Origin of the sequence: Chroococcus sp. FPU101, from assembly GCF_017312365.1 — a bacterium.
GTDB lineage: Bacteria > Cyanobacteriota > Cyanobacteriia > Cyanobacteriales > Microcystaceae > Chroococcus.
The window spans coordinates 116,405-135,250 of record NZ_BLJI01000012.1; the positions used below are offsets into that span (position 1 = coordinate 116,405).

The 18,846-nt window shown below is 38.9% G+C and carries 23 protein-coding genes; 11 read left to right on the forward strand and 12 right to left on the reverse strand.

The genetic code is table 11. The annotated features are described in order from the left end of the window. Together CFPU101_RS12945 and CFPU101_RS12950 are read right to left on the reverse strand one after the other, a co-directional pair. Positions 1-1,425 carry a family 10 glycosylhydrolase gene (locus CFPU101_RS12945; RefSeq protein WP_242577955.1) on the reverse strand — a complete coding sequence of 475 codons (1,425 nt, stop codon included), beginning with the start codon at positions 1,423-1,425 and terminating at the stop codon, positions 1-3. 116 nt (positions 1,426-1,541) lie between these two features. Continuing rightward, positions 1,542-2,675: a glycosyltransferase gene (locus CFPU101_RS12950; protein WP_206815754.1), complete on the reverse strand. Its 1,134-nt coding sequence runs from the start codon at positions 2,673-2,675 to the stop codon at positions 1,542-1,544. A gap of 544 nt (positions 2,676-3,219) precedes the next feature. On the opposite strand from CFPU101_RS12950, the gene CFPU101_RS12955 reads away from it, so the two are divergent. Beyond that, positions 3,220-4,365: a Gfo/Idh/MocA family protein gene (locus tag CFPU101_RS12955; protein WP_206815755.1), complete on the forward strand. Its 1,146-nt coding sequence runs from the start codon at positions 3,220-3,222 to the stop codon at positions 4,363-4,365. Between the two features lie 66 nt (positions 4,366-4,431). Here CFPU101_RS12955 and CFPU101_RS12960 read toward each other — a convergent pair whose 3' ends face one another. The 3 genes from CFPU101_RS12960 to CFPU101_RS12970 all read right to left on the reverse strand — a co-directional run bounded on the left by CFPU101_RS12960 (position 4,432) and on the right by CFPU101_RS12970 (position 6,339). Continuing rightward, positions 4,432-4,665 carry a YgiT-type zinc finger protein gene (locus tag CFPU101_RS12960; protein WP_307730448.1) on the reverse strand — a complete coding sequence of 78 codons (234 nt, stop codon included), beginning with the start codon at positions 4,663-4,665 and terminating at the stop codon, positions 4,432-4,434. A 51-nt stretch (positions 4,666-4,716) separates the two neighbouring features. Further along, positions 4,717-5,868 carry an NAD-dependent epimerase/dehydratase family protein gene (locus CFPU101_RS12965; RefSeq protein WP_206815756.1) on the reverse strand — a complete coding sequence of 384 codons (1,152 nt, stop codon included), beginning with the start codon at positions 5,866-5,868 and terminating at the stop codon, positions 4,717-4,719. An 81-nt stretch (positions 5,869-5,949) separates the two neighbouring features. Next, positions 5,950-6,339, reverse strand: coding sequence for a DUF423 domain-containing protein (locus CFPU101_RS12970; RefSeq protein ID WP_206815757.1), 390 nt, complete (start codon positions 6,337-6,339; stop codon positions 5,950-5,952). A 150-nt stretch (positions 6,340-6,489) separates the two neighbouring features. On the opposite strand from CFPU101_RS12970, the gene CFPU101_RS12975 reads away from it, so the two are divergent. Together CFPU101_RS12975 and CFPU101_RS12980 are read left to right on the forward strand one after the other, a co-directional pair. Beyond that, complete coding sequence (locus CFPU101_RS12975) at positions 6,490-7,536, forward strand: Rieske 2Fe-2S domain-containing protein (protein ID WP_206815758.1); 1,047 nt, start codon at positions 6,490-6,492, stop codon at positions 7,534-7,536. Positions 7,537-7,612: 76 nt separating this feature from the next. Beyond that, positions 7,613-8,116 (forward strand): DUF177 domain-containing protein, encoded by a 504-nt coding sequence (locus CFPU101_RS12980; protein ID WP_206815759.1) that lies wholly within the window; start codon positions 7,613-7,615, stop codon positions 8,114-8,116. A 54-nt stretch (positions 8,117-8,170) separates the two neighbouring features. On the opposite strand, the gene CFPU101_RS12985 is transcribed toward CFPU101_RS12980, so the two are convergent. Further along, positions 8,171-8,803 (reverse strand): response regulator transcription factor, encoded by a 633-nt coding sequence (locus tag CFPU101_RS12985; protein ID WP_206815760.1) that lies wholly within the window; start codon positions 8,801-8,803, stop codon positions 8,171-8,173. Between the two features lie 138 nt (positions 8,804-8,941). Here CFPU101_RS12985 and CFPU101_RS12990 point away from each other — a divergent pair, with 138 nt between their 5' ends. Further along, entirely contained in the window at positions 8,942-10,615 is a 1,674-nt protein-coding gene (locus CFPU101_RS12990; RefSeq protein ID WP_206815761.1) for an MASE1 domain-containing protein, read from the forward strand. Here the strand turns inward: CFPU101_RS12990 and CFPU101_RS12995 are convergent. Together CFPU101_RS12995 and CFPU101_RS13000 are read right to left on the reverse strand one after the other, a co-directional pair. After that, positions 10,582-11,571, reverse strand: coding sequence for a helix-turn-helix domain-containing protein (locus CFPU101_RS12995; RefSeq protein ID WP_242577951.1), 990 nt, complete (start codon positions 11,569-11,571; stop codon positions 10,582-10,584). The two genes, CFPU101_RS12990 and CFPU101_RS12995, sit on opposite strands and share 34 nt — an antisense overlap. Positions 11,572-11,714: 143 nt before the next feature. Beyond that, positions 11,715-12,989, reverse strand: a complete 1,275-nt coding sequence (locus CFPU101_RS13000; RefSeq protein WP_206815763.1) for an aspartate aminotransferase family protein — start codon at positions 12,987-12,989, stop codon at positions 11,715-11,717. 188 nt (positions 12,990-13,177) lie between these two features. Here CFPU101_RS13000 and CFPU101_RS13005 point away from each other — a divergent pair, with 188 nt between their 5' ends. The 4 genes from CFPU101_RS13005 (at position 13,178) to CFPU101_RS13020 (ending at position 14,950) form a co-directional block, all read left to right on the forward strand. Then, entirely contained in the window at positions 13,178-13,663 is a 486-nt protein-coding gene (locus CFPU101_RS13005; protein ID WP_206815764.1) for an allophycocyanin subunit alpha-B, read from the forward strand. Positions 13,664-13,761: 98 nt separating this feature from the next. After that, positions 13,762-14,292: a hypothetical protein gene (locus CFPU101_RS13010; protein ID WP_206815765.1), complete on the forward strand. Its 531-nt coding sequence runs from the start codon at positions 13,762-13,764 to the stop codon at positions 14,290-14,292. Positions 14,293-14,315: 23 nt separating this feature from the next. Then, positions 14,316-14,543 carry a hypothetical protein gene (locus tag CFPU101_RS13015; protein ID WP_206815766.1) on the forward strand — a complete coding sequence of 76 codons (228 nt, stop codon included), beginning with the start codon at positions 14,316-14,318 and terminating at the stop codon, positions 14,541-14,543. Between the two features lie 29 nt (positions 14,544-14,572). Next, entirely contained in the window at positions 14,573-14,950 is a 378-nt protein-coding gene (locus tag CFPU101_RS13020; protein ID WP_206815767.1) for a tetratricopeptide repeat protein, read from the forward strand. A gap of 72 nt (positions 14,951-15,022) precedes the next feature. On the opposite strand, the gene CFPU101_RS26280 is transcribed toward CFPU101_RS13020, so the two are convergent. After that, positions 15,023-15,181, reverse strand: coding sequence for a chemotaxis protein CheW (locus CFPU101_RS26280; RefSeq protein ID WP_206815779.1), 159 nt, complete (start codon positions 15,179-15,181; stop codon positions 15,023-15,025). A gap of 258 nt (positions 15,182-15,439) precedes the next feature. Here CFPU101_RS26280 and CFPU101_RS13030 point away from each other — a divergent pair, with 258 nt between their 5' ends. Next, entirely contained in the window at positions 15,440-15,685 is a 246-nt protein-coding gene (locus tag CFPU101_RS13030) for a hypothetical protein (protein WP_206815768.1), read from the forward strand. Between the two features lie 205 nt (positions 15,686-15,890). Here CFPU101_RS13030 and CFPU101_RS13035 read toward each other — a convergent pair whose 3' ends face one another. Both CFPU101_RS13035 and def read right to left on the reverse strand, forming a co-directional pair. Next, complete coding sequence (locus CFPU101_RS13035; protein ID WP_206815769.1) at positions 15,891-16,088, reverse strand: hypothetical protein; 198 nt, start codon at positions 16,086-16,088, stop codon at positions 15,891-15,893. Between the two features lie 28 nt (positions 16,089-16,116). Further along, entirely contained in the window at positions 16,117-16,680 is a 564-nt protein-coding gene (gene def / locus CFPU101_RS13040) for a peptide deformylase (RefSeq protein ID WP_206815780.1), read from the reverse strand. Between the two features lie 154 nt (positions 16,681-16,834). Between def and psb28 the strand changes: the two genes are divergently transcribed. Both psb28 and CFPU101_RS13050 read left to right on the forward strand, forming a co-directional pair. Next, positions 16,835-17,173, forward strand: a complete 339-nt coding sequence (gene psb28 / locus CFPU101_RS13045) for a photosystem II reaction center protein Psb28 (protein ID WP_206815770.1) — start codon at positions 16,835-16,837, stop codon at positions 17,171-17,173. Between the two features lie 159 nt (positions 17,174-17,332). Beyond that, positions 17,333-17,839, forward strand: a complete 507-nt coding sequence (locus CFPU101_RS13050) for a molybdenum cofactor biosynthesis protein B (RefSeq protein WP_206815771.1) — start codon at positions 17,333-17,335, stop codon at positions 17,837-17,839. 169 nt (positions 17,840-18,008) lie between these two features. On the opposite strand, the gene CFPU101_RS13055 is transcribed toward CFPU101_RS13050, so the two are convergent. After that, positions 18,009-18,827 carry an NAD(P)-dependent oxidoreductase gene (locus tag CFPU101_RS13055; RefSeq protein WP_206815781.1) on the reverse strand — a complete coding sequence of 273 codons (819 nt, stop codon included), beginning with the start codon at positions 18,825-18,827 and terminating at the stop codon, positions 18,009-18,011. Between the last annotated feature and the right edge of the window lie 19 nt (positions 18,828-18,846).

Here is an 18,846-nt window from a genome sequence, read left to right on the forward strand (position 1 = left end):
TTAATTTTGACAAAAACGACGTTCTTTATCAAATTCGCTTTCTTGCCACGAAAAAGCAAAATGACTAACGGCTGTGACTCGTGGTAAACCTACTCTAATCGCTCTCATTTGGTCTTCTAGGGAAGGACGACGATTATAGGTTCTACCCCATTGTCCAGCCAGTGCAGGTATGACCTTAGTTTGCGGTGCAGCAGCATTAATTACGATTTTAACTTGTTCGATAATACAGTTAGATTGCTCACAGACTGCGTAAGACATCGGATGCCATTCGAGAGAAGTAGGAAAACGATCCCAAGCTTGTAAACGAGAATCAAAGCCTTTTTCTCCGACAGGTTGATTACCATCTGGAAAAAAAACGGCACCTGCTGGTATTCCCCGATTTTGAGCTAAGGCGGCGGCATTTGTCAGAAAACTAACAACTCCTTGGGCGGCATGGGCTACCGCAAAATACCAAATTTCATTTTTCAGGCGTTGAAAGCGCACAGATAAGGGTTCTTTCATCTCATTTTCGGGTGGAATACGTCCTTGCCACATCGGGGAACCTTCATCGGGATAGAGTTTATCAACTGCATTCACATCTTCTTGAGTAATAAATCCTTGAGTCACATAGCGATCGAGTAAAGCCCTACCTTTATTATTCGTCGCTCGATTCAGAAGTGCATTACGGGACGCGGTACCATAAACCCAAAGATCTTTAACCTCTCCGACTGCTGATCGACTTCCCGTCCCTCGCGGATATCGAACATAATCAAATAAAATACCATCAGGTTGACGCTTGAGGATTTCTTGCACCAGTTGATAATAATCCTGTTGTGCTTGTGAGTTATAGGGATCGATAAATGCTTGAGATTGATCATCAACAACAGCAAGACTGGTTTCTCCTTTACCATTACGGGCTAAAACCGCTTGACGATCGCTTCTTTGAGCATAAGCATAACCGAAATTCATCGTAAAAAGCCACGCATAAACCTTTAAACCCCGTTGATGTCCTTTTTTAATCGTTTCTGCTAGTAAATCTACATTTTCTGCACCCTGAAGTTTAATCACTGAATCCCAGGGAGTCGGATTAGCATTTGGAGGAAGTAACACCTGACTATCGGCAAAAACTTCGACATAAACCTCGTTATATCCTTTATTAACAATGCGATCTAATACCTCATCAATTGTTCCCGCACGAGCATCACAGGAATACATCCGTAACCAAATCGCTTGATCTTGTAGCCAATTTTGTTGACGACAGCGACGCAACAACTCAGCGTGTTTTTGAATGATACTGCTGTAATCTTTTTGAGCTTGGCTATTGCCTTTGAGTGCTGTTTGTAACAAATTTTGTTTAGCGTCTATTTCAGAGCGAGTGAACTGACAAAACTCGTTCATTGCTGCTAAAGTTGGTCGATGATCAAACAACAGCAGTTGACTTGCTATCAGTCCACAACTCAAATAACGCCAGATGGAATGATGGAAAAAGGATTTACTCACGAGACTGAATTATCGCAATTTACATCGATGATTGTAGTACATTCGCTCAAATCTAGCTTTTTTTAAGCTGCATCAATTAGAGACTGACTCGCTAAAACATCTTGATAAAATCCTTTAAGTTGACGAGTAGCCGCCGCCCATCCCCATTTTTCAGCCTCATTGCGAGCATTCTGTCTTAAAATTTCCCGTTCCGCATTTGCGTCTAACAGTTTTTGAGTCGCTTTAATTGCGCCCTCGGGGTCATTGGGATCAAACAAATAACCATTGACACCATCGGTCACAATATCTGGAATACCTCCAGATGCAGCAGCCACTACGGGACAACCTGCGGCCATTGCTTCAAGTAAAACAAGGCCTAAAGTTTCGGTACGGGAGGGAAACACAAACGCATCCGCCGAAGCAAACGCTGAAGCCAATTCCTCACCCTGTAGGTAGCCGACAAAATTCGTCTTAGTCCCTGCAAAATGCGCTTCTAAAGCCTCTCGATGTGGCCCGTTACCCACAATCGCCAAACGAGCATCTGGAATCGCTTCTAGGACAGGTTTGATTTGATCGATCTGTTTTTCAGCCGAAACCCGACCGACATACAATAATAAAGGACTCTTGGGATGACCTTGAGACAGTCGCCACCGCATTTGATCTGAAGCTAAATGCGGTTGAAATAGTTCTGTATCGACTCCTTTTTGCCAGAGATCGACTCGTTCGATACCATGATTAACTAATTCATTAACCATTGCTGTCGAAGTACAAAGATTTAATTGGGCTTGGTTATGACCGAGTTTTAGGAGTTCCCATAACAACCCCTCTAAAGAACCTAAACCGTAATGTTGTAAATACTGGGGTAAATGGGTGTGATAGGAAGCAACTAAGGGAATTCCCATTTTTTTCGCGTAATAAATGCCACCGACTCCCAAAACTGCGGGGTTAACGACGTGAATTAAATCTGGCTTAAACTTTTCAATAACTTTTCTTAATTTTGGACGAGGAATGGCAATTTTTAGCTCAGGATACATCGGTAACGGCATTCCAGAGACACCATAGATTTTGGCTCCTTTGTATTCTCGTAAACCCCCATCGGGAGAAATCACAAGAACTTGATCCCCTTGGCGTTGTAACTGTTCTACTGTATGTTTTAAACGAGTAACAATCCCATCAATTTTCGGTAAAAAAGTTTCTGTAAAGAGAGCGATCCGCATAAAGATTAGATAACAGTAAGCTATAGTCTGTAATCATATCTGATCTAGGAACCTCTTGAACGATTAAGTTTAATCGTTAAATGTTACATGATGCACTTCTCTTGTAGTTATTCATTTGAACTTAACACCCAACTCTGCTTATGCTCAAGAAGTACTGAGCAATTATTTTTCTAAAAGTTCATATCAATCAGTCTTCATTAAAGAAAGTAATTAGTTTGATTAAATCATCTTTCTAAAGATAGAGATTTCCTGAAGAGTAAACTGAAAAACTCTACTCATCAAAACTAAATATGTTTCTATTAAGAAACTTAAATAAATTCAAAATCTAATCTTACTTTAGACCGAGTTCAGATATCTTAAGGATTCTCATAATAGTAACAAAGCTTGAAACTATTCTGTTGCACTATTTAGACCAGTTAGAGTAAGAATAATCATTTCACTAAACTGGTAAATATTTTAGTGTCTTAGTGCACCTTTATAACTAGAAGGTCATTATCAAAATTATTGAAAATTGTTGTAAAAATCCTCTGATGGAGACGAAATAATGGACTTAGATAAACTTTTTCAACCTTTAGCTAAAAACAACACACGAAAAATCCGTTATGCGATCGTCGGTTTAGGTTGGTTTGCCCAAGAAGCAGCTTTACCTTCTTTTATTCATGCTGATAATTCTGAAGTTATTGCATTTGTGTCAGATGATCCCGAAAAAAAAGAAGAAGTAGCTAAACATTACGGTGTTGAGAAAACTTATTCTTATGATGAATACGAACAATGTCTTAATAGTGGTGAAATTGACGCGGTTTATATTGCTTTACCAAATCACTTACATTGTGAATATACCGTCAGAGCAGCTAATGCAGGAATTCACGTCCTCTGCGAAAAACCAATGGCAATCAATAAAGATGAGTGTGAACAAATGATTCAAGCTTGTCAAACTAATAATGTTAAGTTAATGATTGCTTATCGTCTCCATTTTGAAGAAGGAAACTTAGAAGCAATCAATACAGTACAGTCTGGAGAAATTGGCGAAGTACGAATCTTTAATTCACTGTTTACGCAACAAGTAACGCCAGATAATATCCGAATTCAAAAAGAAAAAGGTGGTGGTACTCTTTATGATATTGGTATTTACTGCATCAACGCTGCACGTTATTTATTCCACGCAGAACCGATAGAAGTATTCGCTACAAGTGCAACTAAAAAAGATGATGATCGCTTTAATGAAGTTGCAGAAATGACAAGTGTTATTTTACGCTTTCCTGATGAACGACTAGCGACATTTACCTGTAGTTTTGGTGCGGCTAGTGTTTCTACTTATCATCTAGTTGGAACAAAAGGAGATCTAAGAGTTGATCCTGCTTATTCTTGGCAAGGGGAAATTAAGCACACTCACACCATTGGGAAGGACAAGAAAGAACATTCTTTTAAATCTCGTGATCAATTAGCGGCAGAATTTGTTTATTTTTCTGACTGTATTTTGCAAGATCAAGATCCAGAACCTTCGGGAATGGAGGGATTAAATGACGTTTGTATTATTAATGCTCTTCACCATTCTTTAGAAACGGGTGATTTTGTTAAGGTAGATTTAGATGACAAAGAAAAACCAACCGTTGATCAATCGATTGAATTGCCTCCAGTTAAAAAGAAACCCGACACGGTTAATGTAATTCCAGCTTCTCAAAAATCATAGAGAATAGTTTAGACATTCATTAGCATTCTAGAGTAAAACACAAAGAGTTGATGTTAGTAATCGCTTTCATTGATAGACGAAAACATCAACTTTTATTGCTCTTGTCGGTTCAGTCTGTCCCTGAACTAAAATTCGGACTTTCTCAGCCATTTCAGCACAAAAAATGACTTCACCACATCGAGAACAAACTTCAGCAGGAACTTTTTCAACTAAAACTAATTTTCCATTAATTCTAAATGTTTCATCTACTAATACTTGATGAGCTTCTTCTGAGCCACAAAAATGACAAGTGAACATCATGACCTCTTGACTAAATATCATTCAAGGTGGGATAGACCCACCCTCAAAAATTTATCGTTTCCAAGTCACTTTAGGTAAGATCTGATTCAGGTCTACTCGATCTTTGTATTTAATCGAGAAATTCAGTAACGAATCAAGTAGAGAATCAGATAGATAATGAGGTTCTAAACCTAAATCTAATAACTTCGTATTTTTGGCATTAAAGTAATGTTCTTCGAGTTCAATTCTAGGATTTTCGAGATTATTGATCTCGACATTAACACCTAGTGAAATACCCGCTTGTTTTACTTTAAGAGCTAAATCATTAATACTGAATAATTCCGTAAATTGGTTAAAGACACGAAATTCACCAGCTTTGGCAGGATTGGCTATCGCTAATTCCATACATCGCACCGTATCCCGAATATCTAAAAAGCCCCTAGTTTGTCCACCTTTGCCGTATACAGTAAGAGGATGACCGATCACTGCTTGAATACAAAAACGATTTAAAGCCGTTCCGAATACACCATCATAGTCAAGACGGTTAATCAGCATTTCATCCATTCCCGTTTCATCGGTGAGAACGCCATAAACCACACCCTGATTTAAGTCTGTTGCCCGTAGTCCCCAAATACGACAGGCAAAATGAATATTATGGCTATCATGAACTTTACTCAGATGATACATACTTCCAGGTTGTTTCGGATAAGGAAGTGTATCTTTACGCCCGTTGTGTTCGATGGTGATGTAACCTTCTTCAATATCAATATTCGGCGTTCCGTATTCGCCCATTGTTCCCAGTTTAACTAAATGAGCGTCTGGGAAATCTTCTTTCATCGCATAGAGAATATTTAGAGTTCCGACAACGTTATTGACTTGAGTCATTACCGCGTGTTCACGATCAATCATCGAAAATGGCGCGGAACGTTGTTCACCAAAGTGTACGATCGTATCAGGTTCAAATTGACGTAAAGATTTACTAAGGAATGTATAGTCTGTAATGTCACCAATATACAAATCGATCTGTTTACCCGTTAAATCTTTCCAGCGTTGTAGCCGTTGTTGAATAGGAGCAATTGGAGTGAGTGTATCAGCCCCTAATTGAGCATCCCAATGCCGACGAATTAAATTGTCTAATATTGCGACTTCATAACCACGATTCGATAAATATAAAGCAGTTGCCCAACCGCAATAGCCATCACCGCCAATAACCAGGACTCTCATACTATATTTGTCAAGTGTATTTGTTACTCTTTCGGTAAATTTATCAGGTTATGGCCTCTTCTGGCACACTTATTTCTAGTTTTAAGGGGATGATTTGAATGTAAAAGCAGCACTTACTAGGCATCCCCAACCGATTAAAAATGCGACTCCTCCTAATGGTGTAATTGCTCCTAACCATTTAATACCACTTAAGGCTAGAGCATATAAACTTCCTGAAAAAAGAGCGATCCCGACTAAAAAAGCAATTCCCGCACCAATCAAGGAACTTTGTCCTGTTTCTGTCTGACTTAGAAAAAGAGCCACTAAAAGCAAAGCCAATGAATGATACATCTGATATCGTGTACCTGTCTCAAAAATTTCTAAAGCGCGTTCTGTGAGACGCTCCTTAAGCGCGTGACTGGCAAATGCTCCACCCGCAACCGCGATCGCTGCTAAAATAGCTCCCAATCCCAAAAATATCGATGATTTCATAATTAAAATGATGATGCGTTACATCGTATTTTAACGTTGAGTGTGAAAAATTGCGCCGCTACCGAAGCAGTTAAATCGTTATGATTCACATTATAGAACAACAGAAATTTTACTTTTTATAAAGTTATATAAGAGGAGGTGGCTGAGGTAATGTCAACCCTGTTACGAGATTTCTGGTATGTGGCGATGCCAGGAAAAAATCTAAAAATGGGTCAACTCGTTGGAAAAAAAATGTTAGGTGATCCGATTCTCGTTGGACGACGTGAAGATGGTCAAGTTTTTGCGATGCGGGATATTTGTCCACATCGGGGTATACCTTTACATCATGGTTGGATCGAAGGTGACGGGGTTTGCTGCTGTTATCATGGCTGGAAATTCAACACAGAAGACGGTAAATGTTCTCATATTCCCTCAATGACGGAATTTGAGCAATTAGATATTCAACGCATAAGAGTGCAAAGTTATCCTTGTCGAGAAGTGCAAGGAAATATTTGGGTTTATATTCCTTCAAACTTTAACCAAATTAATCAATTAGAATTACCCCCTGTTCCGCTTATTGAAGGTTTTGGGAATATACTGCCTCAGATTTCAGAAACCCTTCATTTTGCCTGTCATATTGATCACGCAGTCATCGGGTTAATGGATCCTGCACATGGGCCATTTGTTCATACTTCTTGGTGGTGGCGTAGTGGGCCAAGAAAATTTAGAGTTAAAGAAAAGTTGTACGAACCTGTGCCGATGGGTTTCCGTCTGGTTCCCTATGATATGCCTGTCAGTGCTAAACCCTATAAGCTTTTGGGGAATAAAGTTTCGATTGAGATTATTTTTGAATTACCCTCTGTTCGCACTGAAATTTTAAGAGGCGATCGCCATCAAGCTTGTGCCTTTACGACAGTTACACCCATTGATGAAACTCAGTGCGAAGTCCATCAGAGTCTATATTGGACAATTCCTTGGATGGGACTTTTTAAACCGATTCTACGTTCTCTAACTTTACAGTTTTTAGGGCAAGATCGAGATGTGGTCATCAAACAACAAGAAGGCTTAGTTTATAATCCACCGTTAATGTTAATCGATGATGCGGATACACAAGCAAAATGGTATTACCGACTCAAACAAGAATATTCACAGTCGCAACTCGAAAAACGATCGTTCAAAAATCCAGTAGAAAAGAGGATATTACGCTGGAGAAGCTAAAACCGATGCAAGAATTCTCGTATCGGAACTTGTTACAATACTTCTAGCAGTCTCCTAATGTTGGAGTAGACCCCTCATGGATGCCATTTATATCCCTCATCTTCTTAAAGCTACTGATCATAAAAGGATCATTCCTCTCGATGATTTTATTCCAGGACTGGAAACCCTTACCCCAGTTCGAGGTAAACTCGCGGTTCGTCATGGTGGCACTTTTTTAGATGTTTTTGTGCAAGCTGAAACCATTGTTACTTTGACTTGCGATCGTTGTTTACAACAATACAATCATCGCATTCATCTCCAAACTTCTGAAATTATTTGGTTAGATGAAAATGCCGATCAAGATAAAAATATTCCTCTAGAAAGAGAAGTTGCTATCGAAGATTTATCGGAAACTCTCGCTAGTGATGGTTATTTTGCTCCCGATACTTGGCTTTATGAACAATTTACCCTGACCATGCCATTACAAAAACTTTGCGGCAAAGATTGTCAACAGCCATTAACAACAACGCAAACCAATGATTCTTTAGTTGACCGTCGTTGGTCTTCTTTAGAAGCTTTAAAAACACAATTACCTCAGTAATTCAACAAATAATTACTGTATTAAACTTGGGGATGAGTAATCATAGCGCATCCCCTAAACAAATCCTGAGCGTAACGCTATGACGGCTGCTTGTACACGATCGTCAACCGCTAATTTATTCATAATTCCCCGCACATGAGTTTTAATCGTATTAGGACTAAGATAGAGTTGTTCGGCAATTTCAGTATTGCTTTTTCCATCAACAATTAATTTTAATACTTCCATTTCTCTTTGTGAAAGTAGATTAATATTAGAATTGGGTTGAGCGGTGGGTGGTTTTAAATTTTCGATGACTAAACGAGCAATTTGGGGATCTAAATAGGTGGCACCATCAATAGCCGCTTCCATAGCTGTTAAAAGACGATCTAAACTCGCTCCTTTAATACAATAAGCATCAGCCCCACTCGAAAGAGATGCTACCACTTCAGTCTCTAGGGTATGAGAGGTTAAAATAACAATCCGAATTTGGGGTGACTTTTCTTTAATCGCTTTTGTTGCTGAAATGCCATCCAGACGTGGTAAACCGATATCCATAATGACTAAATCAGGTTTGAGGTCTAAAGCCATTTGAACCCCGCTATAACCGTCTTCTGCTTGCCCAATGATCTCAAATTCACCATTTTGGCTCAAGGCTTGTTCTAACCCCAATTGCATTAAGGGGTCATCTTCAACAATTAAAATACGCATAAAGGTGCAAAATCTGCATAAGAAGAGAAAAATCTAGATAAATCTTCATCCGATAGGGTGAAGTCATCTTTTATCAGTTTAGGCAATCTTTAAAGAGGAAACAATTCATTTTTTGGGCAACTGTATTAAAATGACCCGATGCCTATTCTAAAGAGCGAAAAATTTTTTCAGTCTCAAGCGTTGGTGACACAGAGTGCCAAAATTATTGTAGTGGCGATCGCTTATCTGATTTTAGGTTGGTTCTCTACGCCTTTCCCCGTGTGGTTTCCTGCTGGACTGGGATTAACTGCATTATTGTTATGGGGTCAAGTTGTCGGGATAGGGATTTTTAGCGGCGATTTTATTCTCAATATAATTTTAGGTGAAACTTGGGAATACGGAATTGTTTCAGCATTGGGCAGTACGTTAGGGGCTGTGGTTGGTCTAAACTGTCTGCGTTTTTTTCGCTTTTCACCCCATTTTCTTTCTTTAAAAGATGTCTTAAGTTTAGTCTTTTGGGCGGCTTTATTAGCGACAACGATTAATGCAACTTTAACAACATTATTGCAATTCCATCATGCTCTATCAGGCTCAAATCTACAACTGACTTGGTTAATGCTTTGGTTGGGTGATAGTACGGGGATCATTCTCCTCACGCCTTTTTTATTGCATTTAAGATATGATTGGCGGACTTTGTGGCAACCTCAGTCTAAATGGCGTTTGTTTGAGGCTTTTCTTTGTCTTGGGTTATTGGATAGCGTGGGATGGCTTGTCTTTGATGCCCAAAAAACTAAGATGGATGCGTTGATGAATCATTTCTCAACGACTCAATATTTAGAATATTTACCATTTCCTTTTGTAATTTGGGCAGCGATTCGATTTTCGACTTGGGGGGCAGTTGGTGCTAATTTATTGGTTGTTTTATTGGCGATGACTGGAACCGCTATGGGAGTTGGTGCATTTGTACTGCAAACACCCAATGATGAACAAGCAATTTTATTGCTTCAAATTTTTCTCATGATTCTGGCGACTACTTCTTTGTGTTTAGCGGCGGCTATGAATGAACGTCAACATCTCAACAGTACTTTAGAAGAACAGGTGATCGAAAGAACTTTACAACTACAAGAAAAAATACAGGAAACTCAGCAACTATCCCAGATGAAAACCGTTTTTCTACAGGCTATTGCTCATGATTTACGGACTTCTACTTTAGGTTTATCGATGTTGTTGAAAAACTTACAAAATCATTCAAGAGATCAAAATATTTTTTCTGGTACTAATTTAGATCGGATGATTCAAAGTAGCGATCGTCAATTAACTTTAATCAATGCTTTGGCAGAGGAGCAATTTTCTAAACAAAATTTATTAAGTTTACATTTGCAAAGTGTTTCTCTTGCAGAAATCGTCAACGATCTTAGTAGCGATTTTACACAGATTTTTGAACAAAATCAAATTACTTTGAAAAATAAGATTTCACCCGATCTACCGAAGATTAAAGTAGATTTTCAACAAATTCGTCTTGTTTTTGAGCATTTATTAACAAACGCCATCAAACATAATCCCCCAAGTCTTGAAATCACTTTAGATGCGACAGTGGAAGATCATTTACTCAAATGTAAGATTTTAGATAACGGTGTTGGCATGACTCCCGAGCAATGTCAACAATTATTTAAGTTATATGTTCGGAATCAACACAATCAGCGATTGACAGGAATTGGCTTAGGGTCTTATCAATGTCGGCAAATTATTGAGGCGCACGGCGGCCAAATTGGGGTAAAAAGTGCGCTTTCATCAGGGACTCAGTTTTGGTTTACCGTACCATTAGCAGATTGAGCATTGGCCGTTAAAGTCACTTCTTTGACTTCTCCGAGTTTGCCCAAGGGTTGAGATGGTTTATCGTTGACCGCTATTTTAACCGCTCCTGCATTTCCTGCTTTAATATTAAATGTTTTTTTCGCTGTCCATGTTTTTTGCTCGCCTGCTTCAAGGGTGCCACGATAGCCCAATTGACCATCCACAAAAATTTCTAGCCAAGAGCGATCGTCTAGTTTTAAAGTAATGGATAAAGTGGAGGGGGAGGTTACTGGAGATGGCGATGCAGAAGCCACTGGGGAAGGCACTGGAGAGGGACTGGGTTGAGCAACAGGCTGTACGGGTATTGGAGGCGGTGGAGGGGCCACGACGGGCGATGTTTGGCTCTCAGTGAGATTCGGCTGTGAGGTAGTAGTTGGAGTGGGTTGGGGACGCCAGAAAAAATAGCCTAAACCAGCAAGACACAACGCGCCTAAACCTAATAAAAGATAAGGAAATGATGACTTAGAACCCGATGACGTGGCAACAGGTGAAGAAGTTCTAACGGCGGGTGCGGGTTCAGATGTCGCTACAGACGTTTTAGCGGTAGATACTGGTTTGGAAGCCGCTACAGTCGTTTTAGCAACGGGTGCGGGTTCAGATGTCGCTACTTTTTTCGGTACGGGGTGAACGGCTATTGTTTTGGCTTCTTCTGGGGTTTCAACGATTTCGGGTTCCGAGATGGCTGAGATACTATTGGCTAAGGCATTTCCATCAATTTTTAGAATCTCTCCATAGCGACGGATGAAACCTTTAACGTAGACTAATTCGGGTAATTGCTCAAGGTTTCCTGTCTCTAAAGCTTGCAGGATCGGTATGCGAATCATTGTGATCGCCGCAATGTCTTCAAGAGATAAAGTTTTTTCTAATCGTTTTGAGCGAAGATAGGCCCCAACACTTTTAAATTGTTCAGCTTGGGCAGAACTCAGCTTCAGCATAGTTGGCTCCAAGATATTTTTTACTATTTTTGTTTTATATCTTAATCTGCTAAAGTGCCTTAGTCGAATCAATGAAATGATTCTTGTCATCAGTCTTAAACAAGTTGTTCAATTGACCAATGACAAAGAACAAAGGATTGTTGTTAGTGACTTACTTTTTCGATGGCTCGTTCCAAAAGATTGACGGCTAAATCAATTTCTGATTCTGAGACAATGAGAGGAGGAACAAAACGTAAGACTTTTGGCCCTGCTGGAGCAAATAATAAGCCTTCTGATAGTGCTGCTTTGACGATCTCAGGGGAGGTTAGAGAAACTTCTTCATAAATTTCCATACCGTTGATCAAACCCCAGCCGCGAACCTCTTTAAAGAGTGTTGGGTATTTTTGGGCGAGCGCTCTTAAACGAGTTCGTAGCTGTTCGCCACGAGCCAGTACATTGTTTAGTAGATGGTCTTTTTCGATAGTTTGTAAGACGGCTAAACCTGATGCACACACAAACGGGTTCCCACCAAAGGTACTTGCATGGTTTCCTGGTTCAAAGACATCACAGAATTTCTTACACATCATGGCACCGATAGGAATACCACCTGCTAACCCTTTGGCTGAGGTGAAGATGTCGGGTTCAACGCCTAAATTTTCATAGCCCCAGAGTTTTCCAGTACGCCCGACTCCCACTTGTACTTCATCAAAGACCAACAGAATACTATTTTGGTCACAAATTTGACGCAGTCTTTGGAAATATTCAACATCCCCTGGACGCACACCGCCTTCACCTTGTAGGGGTTCTAGCATAATGGCAGCTACACGACGGTTTCCTTCATCCATATCGGCGATCGCATTTTCGACGGCTTCAATATCGTTGTAAGGAATATAAGCAAACCCTGGAACTAGGGGATCAAAGTCTTTTTGATATTTCGGTTGTCCTGTTGCGGTGACAGTAGCGAGGGTTCGACCATGAAAACTAGCTTTAGCAGTTAGGATAACAGGCTGTTCGAGAAAATCTAAAACTGTATGAGCATATTTACGCACCAGTTTGATCGCGGCTTCATTTGCTTCTGCACCAGAGTTACAGAAAAACACGCGGTCTGCACAAGAATGTTCAACAATCCATTTAGCGAGGTCGCCTTGTTCGGGAATATAGAATAAATTAGAGACGTGATGTAATTTTTGGATTTGTTTGCTTACAATATCGATTAAAGCGGGGTGAGCATGGCCAAGGGTACAAGTGGCAATTCCTGCGACAAAATCAAGATATTCTTTGCCTTCTGTGTCCCACAAACGACAGCCTTGACCTTTGGTAATGGCAATGGGAAATCGGCTGTAGGTATTCATGACATAGGTATCAAAGCTGTCGGTCAATGAGGAAATCGAAGGAAATTTCGTCAAGGAGGGGTTTTCTAAAAGAGTTTCTGGACTCACGACTGGCTCCTAATCAATATAAGAATATGGGAATTGTAATCAATCTTTACGTTAAAATTCTGTTCATTTAAACTCAATCTGGCTTTCATCTTAATCTAACTTTATATTGTTTTGCTTTGTATAATGTCTCGCGGTTAGACCCGATTTTTAGATAAACTACATTATGTTATCAAATTCACCTTGATATTATGAGTGTAGTTAGTCAAGTTATTCTCAAAGCCGACGACGACCTTCGCTATCCGAGTAGTGGAGAACTCCAAGGAATCCAGAAATTTTTACAAACGGGTGCAGTGCGGATTCGTATTGCTGAAGCTTTCGCCGAAAATGACAAAAAAATAGTAGACGAAGCCCAAAAGCAGTTATTCCGCAAACGTCCTGACTATCGCGCCCCAGGTGGTAACGCTTATGGTCAGCGTCAATATAATCAGTGTCTTAGAGACTATAGCTGGTATCTCCGCTTGGTTACTTATGGTATCCTAGCTGGCGATAAAGGCCCAATGGAGCAAAGCGGCTTGATTGGAGCTAAGGAAATGTATAATTCCCTTAACGTGCCTGTGCCTGGAATGATTGAAGCCATTCGCTGTCTCAAAAATGCGGCTTTGGCTCAGTTGAGTCAAGAAGATGCTAATGAAGCTGCCCCCTACTTTGATTACATCATTCAAGCCATGTCGTAAGTAACATTGATACACTAAAAGTCTGAAGTCTGAAAAGGGGTTAGGTCAAATCTCTTTCAGGATTCAGACTTTGTTTTAGAAAGAGGAGGCTAAAGTTAATGCTTTGGTACAATAATCGTCCTTTATGGCGTTTTATGGTTCTGTTCCTCCTAATACCAGCAATTTATAGTGTTTTTGGCTGGACTATTGCCCTAGAAAGTGAAGATTGGCGACAGTGGCTAACACAAGAAATTCTACTGCAACAACCTAATCTTGTTTTATCAGACAGGATACTTAATCAGTTACTCTACGGGTTGGCTTTAGTGATTATTTTAGGCACAACTTTCGGTTTAACCATTTGGGATAAAACGGTTATTGGTTTGTTGGGTAGTTGCTTTAAGTCGGATTTTACGGCACTGGTGGCTGTTTTGATTTGGTCTTTAACCTTGGCTTTGATTATTTGTTTTATTAATTATTTTGCTGAGTTAATGCTTTTGTTAGGTGGTGCTATTTTGGGGCGTTTAGAACTCCAAGAAGCAAGCTATAATAATTGGCAGATTTGTTCTATCTTGACAGCAATTTGTGTCTGTAGTTTCGCAATTGGGTTATTAGGTTTCGATTGGTGGCAATATACGATGACTACCATTTAATCTCAAAATTATTTAAATTAATTATGCCTGAGCAAAAAAATCGCAATTATCTTCAACGAGTCTTGATTATTGCTTCTGGACTTGCTTTCTTAAGTTTAATGATTATTCCTTTGGTGGGCTTACTGTGGAAGTCTCCCGAAGCGACTCAACCGACTAATAATCCGAATGCTGCTGCTAATGGAGATCTTAAAACTTTACAAGCTGAAGCACAAGGATATGAGCAAGTCTTAAAAAGAGAACCGAAAATTTAAGAGCTTTGCAAGGTGTGATTGATACTAAGATGAAAATGGGTGATTATCAAGGAGCGATTCCACATCTAGAAAAATTATCCCAAATGTATCCCGATAATCCTCAAGTTTTACAACCTTTGGCTCAAGCTTACGCGATGACGAAAAATGTGGCAGGAGTGACAAAAGTTAAAGGACAATTAGAAAAAATGCTGATTCAAAATCCTGATGATCCTCGCATCTTACAAGCTGTTGCACAAATGCGCTTAGTTGTCAATGATTTAGCGGGTGGCATTGAAATTATGGAAAGATTAGCTAAAATTTATCCGCAAGATGAAAAATTAAAACAAGCGATCGCAATGTTAAAGCAAGAGCAAAACAAACAACTCTCCCCCGATATGTTACAACCCATTCCGACACCTAATAAATAGGGTAGTATCAAATATTCTTTTTCACTACATCTTTTATACTGCCGTGACTTTTTTGGCCATCAGTCCAAAATGTTAATGACCATTTGTACTAACTGGATAGTTCACGATGATGATATGAGTACTCAAAGAATTTTTACAGGGAGTATTCTGGGTTAACTGGCAATCTACTACAGGTACAAAATTTTCTCGATAGTTGAATAAACCTGCAATGTATTCTGGAACTTGATACAGTTGTTTTAAATTGACTTATCGAATAATTTCGACCACTTGAGTGCTATCAAGACCATCAACTTCTTTGCCCAAATAAAACAATAGTAGTAACATATCAGTATCCTTAAGCAATCATCTTTAAAATCAGTTTTCCTCAAAAGAAGCTCTGATTATTTAAGATTTTTCTGCTCTAAGCTCTGTTTATTTATGGAATTCACCTTAATGACGATGTAGTCATTAACAGCAGAATATTCATGAGCCGTTTTGCAGGGCTACTTCATGTATAACTTATCTGTTTCTCAAAAACTATCAGAGGAATTAGTACAGATGATTCTTCAAACAGAAGATTTGATTTATCCTGGGTATCCAGTCGAACCAGAAACCGAGGTAGACTGGACAGATATTAATGAAACGGTTTCATTTTTTGATGATTTGCCAGAAGACGAATTAAATTGTCAAGCAGAGCAATTTTATTCACATTTACACCAACACTGGGAAGTGATCGATCAAAATGTGCAAGATTGATGGGTTAAGCAGTTTTGGCTTAAACCACTTCAATGCTTGAAAACCTTATAATTTGTGTCTTATCCTTATTGCTCGCATTTAACGCATGATCTCGCTGGTCAATTCAAGCTTTTCAATGTAAAAAATTTTAGAATGACATTCCAAATTGAACGATCGCAACTCAAAAATGATTAACATTTGCGATCGCTCAACAAATCTGAATCAGCTACTTCAGATTAGCCCGTGTATCCTGTACGGCGGCCCAAAAAAATAATCCAGTCAGGGGAATCGAAGCGACCAGAATAACACTGGTAATCGTTGTCCCTAAATCAGGGCTTCCTGACGATAATTCAAAAATACTACCCACGGCGGCGATCGCAGCCACACAAGATCCCATTAAAAATACACCACTTTTCGGGGTCACTTTAAAATACTCCTCTTACTTAACTTTCTTAAGCAATAGGTTTAACTGCATTAACAGAAAAACCATGCTTTTGTAATTCTGCGGTTAAAGCGAGGCCATTGTCTACTCGATCTACAAACATTACACCATTAAGATGATCCATTTCATGCTGAATCACACGGGCTAATAAATCATTAGCTTGAATTTTGCGAGGTCGTCCTTGTTCATCTTTAAAACTCACTTCAATCGCTTCAGGACGAATCACATCTAAATAAACGCCAGGAATACTTAGACAACCCTCTTCACCTTTACATAAATCATTGCCAAAGTTATTAATTTGGGGGTTAATCAGAACTAAAGGCGGCGATTGTGGGTTATCGGGTTCACAATCAATCACGATGAGTTGTTTATTGATCCCGACTTGTGGGGCTGCCAGACCAATTCCATTAGAACTATACATGGTTTGCAGCATTTCTCTAACCAGTTTACGGATACTATCATCAACTTTAGCTATCCGTTTCGCGGGCTGACGTAAAACGCGATCCCCCAAATAATGAAGCTTTAAAGGAGGATTTTCCAATTTTTGTTTTTCGACGGCAATCAAAGAAGTCATGGACATAGTTTTTAGTAGACTTATCTATCAATTTTAACAAAGATTTTCACAGAAGTCCTTTGATGGAACGGCACCATCAAACCCCAAGAGCTTAATCTGTCGTCTGGGGTTTATAATTGTTAAACACATTATTTGGCTAAAGGATTATTACAGGATGGCTCAAATCCAATTCTCAAAGGGCTTGACAGAGGAAATTGTTCCCGACGTGCGTTTAACCCGTTCTCGTGATGGACAGAAAGGTACAGCTACTTTTTATTTTAACTCGCCAGCTATTCTAGAAAAAGAACGGACTGAAGAAATTACGGGAATGTATCTTATAGATGAAGAAGGAGAAATCGTTACACGTGAGGTAAAAGGTAAATTTGTCAATGGTAAGCCTCAAGCGATTGAAGCAACCCTCATTATCTCCTCTCTATCAGAATGGGAACGTTTTATGCGTTTTATGGAAAGATATGCTCAAGAACATGGATTAGGATTTACCAAATCTGAATAATTACGTTAGTCAATAAATAGTTCTATTATTTTTTCAAATCCTTTTGATCAAAAATTAGATAAATCATTTTTATTGATTTTAAGCTTCTTCATTAGACCAGGGAATACTAGCCCTGGTTTGTCTTTTAGCTATAATTTAAATTAAAAATATTGACTTCTTATGTCAACCGTTCCTCATCCTGATTCTAAGCCGCTTTCTGTGTCATGTGCAGTCATTACTATTAGTGATACTCGAACCACTCAAAATGATCGTAGTGGTCAACTAATTCAAGAATTTTTAACTGAAGCAGGACATCACATATTCATTTATCAAATTCTTCCTGATGAACCGTCGCAAATTTCTACTTTATTACAAGAATTAGGAGCGCATTTAACTCTAGATGCAATTATTTTTAATGGTGGTACTGGAATTGCCCCAAGAGATACAACTTATGAAGCTGTTAGTCAATTATTAGAAAAGATATTACCTGGGTTTGGGGAAATTTTTCGCTTTTTAAGTTATCAAGAAATTGGTTCAAGAGCTATAGCCTCTAGGGCAATTGCTGGAATCTATCGTCAAAAATTAGTATTTTTACTCCCTGGTTCATCTAATGCTGTAAAACTAGCTTTAGAAAAATTAATTATACCAGAATTATCTCATTTAATTAAACAGTTAAAAGGAGCGTAACTAGATGATTGCTGCTGCAATGATGCTTTTTATTATCTTTAGTTCTTGGTTAGCTTCACAATTTTTTCTCTTTATTCCCTTTAATATCTTTAATTTATTTCAACATGGTTTTTGGTATCTTTTTATAGGTTTTCTAGTCATATTGGTTAGTTGGCTAATAGGAGAATAATTATTCTTTCGGTGTAATGGCAGAGTACAAAGCCGAATAATCAGCATCCGCTAAACCTAATTCGATCGCTTTGTCTAGAATTTTTTGAACACCATTTAAAGAATTACTCATTAGATTTAATGATTCTGATTCTTGAAGGAATAAATTAACATCTTTGAGTAAATGTTTAGTTGGAAAATTAGGATTATCGTAATTGTGCTCACACATTCGCTCTAACTTTTTATCAAAGGTAGGGGCATACAAAGCACTCTGACGCAAAATTCCCATAAATTTCTCGATATCGACTCCCTGACATTCTAAAAAAGCTAAACTTAAAGCGAAAGAACTGGTTAATGAAGCAATCAATTGATTTAAGGCTAATTTTAAAGCGGCGGCGGTTCCAACTTCTCCAATTAAAATCGGTTCAGTTCCAAAATGTTGTAATAAAACCGACCATTTTTTAAACTGGTTTTCGGTGCCACCCACCATTACTAATAATTTTCCCTTTTCTGCTTCGGGAATACTACCTAAAACGGGTGCTTCAAGGTATTCGCCTCCTCTAAAGATTATTTCTTGTGCTAAAGTACGGCTTTCTTGGGGTGCAATTGTTCCCATCTGAATAATCGTTCGTTCGTTTAAGTCACTCGCTGATTCTGATAATAATAACTCACGAATCGCGGCGGCATTAGTTAGCATTAAAATAATACAATCTGAATTCTGCACTACTTCTTTAGGTGATTGAGCAACCGTTACCCCAAATTCTTTTAAAACATCTAACTTAGAACTGGTACGGTTATAAGCAATCACAGGAAACTCTGATGAGAGTAGCCGTTTAATCATTAGACCTCTTGCAAAAGTC

Coding starts and splice junctions, on each gene's coding strand:
- CFPU101_RS12950 (WP_206815754.1), bottom strand. CDS start 2,675: ATGCGGATCGCTCTCTTTACAGAAACTTTTTTACCGAAAATTGATGGG.
- CFPU101_RS12955 (WP_206815755.1), top strand. CDS start 3,220: ATGGACTTAGATAAACTTTTTCAACCTTTAGCTAAAAACAACACACGA.
- CFPU101_RS12960 (WP_307730448.1), bottom strand. CDS start 4,665: ATGATGTTCACTTGTCATTTTTGTGGCTCAGAAGAAGCTCATCAAGTA.
- CFPU101_RS12965 (WP_206815756.1), bottom strand. CDS start 5,868: ATGAGAGTCCTGGTTATTGGCGGTGATGGCTATTGCGGTTGGGCAACT.
- CFPU101_RS12970 (WP_206815757.1), bottom strand. CDS start 6,339: ATGAAATCATCGATATTTTTGGGATTGGGAGCTATTTTAGCAGCGATC.
- CFPU101_RS12975 (WP_206815758.1), top strand. CDS start 6,490: ATGTCAACCCTGTTACGAGATTTCTGGTATGTGGCGATGCCAGGAAAA.
- CFPU101_RS12980 (WP_206815759.1), top strand. CDS start 7,613: ATGGATGCCATTTATATCCCTCATCTTCTTAAAGCTACTGATCATAAA.
- CFPU101_RS12985 (WP_206815760.1), bottom strand. CDS start 8,803: ATGCGTATTTTAATTGTTGAAGATGACCCCTTAATGCAATTGGGGTTA.
- CFPU101_RS12990 (WP_206815761.1), top strand. CDS start 8,942: ATGCCTATTCTAAAGAGCGAAAAATTTTTTCAGTCTCAAGCGTTGGTG.
- CFPU101_RS12995 (WP_242577951.1), bottom strand. CDS start 11,571: ATGCTGAAGCTGAGTTCTGCCCAAGCTGAACAATTTAAAAGTGTTGGG.
- CFPU101_RS13005 (WP_206815764.1), top strand. CDS start 13,178: ATGAGTGTAGTTAGTCAAGTTATTCTCAAAGCCGACGACGACCTTCGC.
- CFPU101_RS13010 (WP_206815765.1), top strand. CDS start 13,762: ATGCTTTGGTACAATAATCGTCCTTTATGGCGTTTTATGGTTCTGTTC.
- CFPU101_RS13015 (WP_206815766.1), top strand. CDS start 14,316: ATGCCTGAGCAAAAAAATCGCAATTATCTTCAACGAGTCTTGATTATT.
- CFPU101_RS13020 (WP_206815767.1), top strand. CDS start 14,573: ATGAAAATGGGTGATTATCAAGGAGCGATTCCACATCTAGAAAAATTA.
- CFPU101_RS13030 (WP_206815768.1), top strand. CDS start 15,440: ATGTATAACTTATCTGTTTCTCAAAAACTATCAGAGGAATTAGTACAG.
- def (WP_206815780.1), bottom strand. CDS start 16,680: ATGACTTCTTTGATTGCCGTCGAAAAACAAAAATTGGAAAATCCTCCT.
- psb28 (WP_206815770.1), top strand. CDS start 16,835: ATGGCTCAAATCCAATTCTCAAAGGGCTTGACAGAGGAAATTGTTCCC.
- CFPU101_RS13050 (WP_206815771.1), top strand. CDS start 17,333: ATGTCAACCGTTCCTCATCCTGATTCTAAGCCGCTTTCTGTGTCATGT.
- CFPU101_RS13055 (WP_206815781.1), bottom strand. CDS start 18,827: ATGATTAAACGGCTACTCTCATCAGAGTTTCCTGTGATTGCTTATAAC.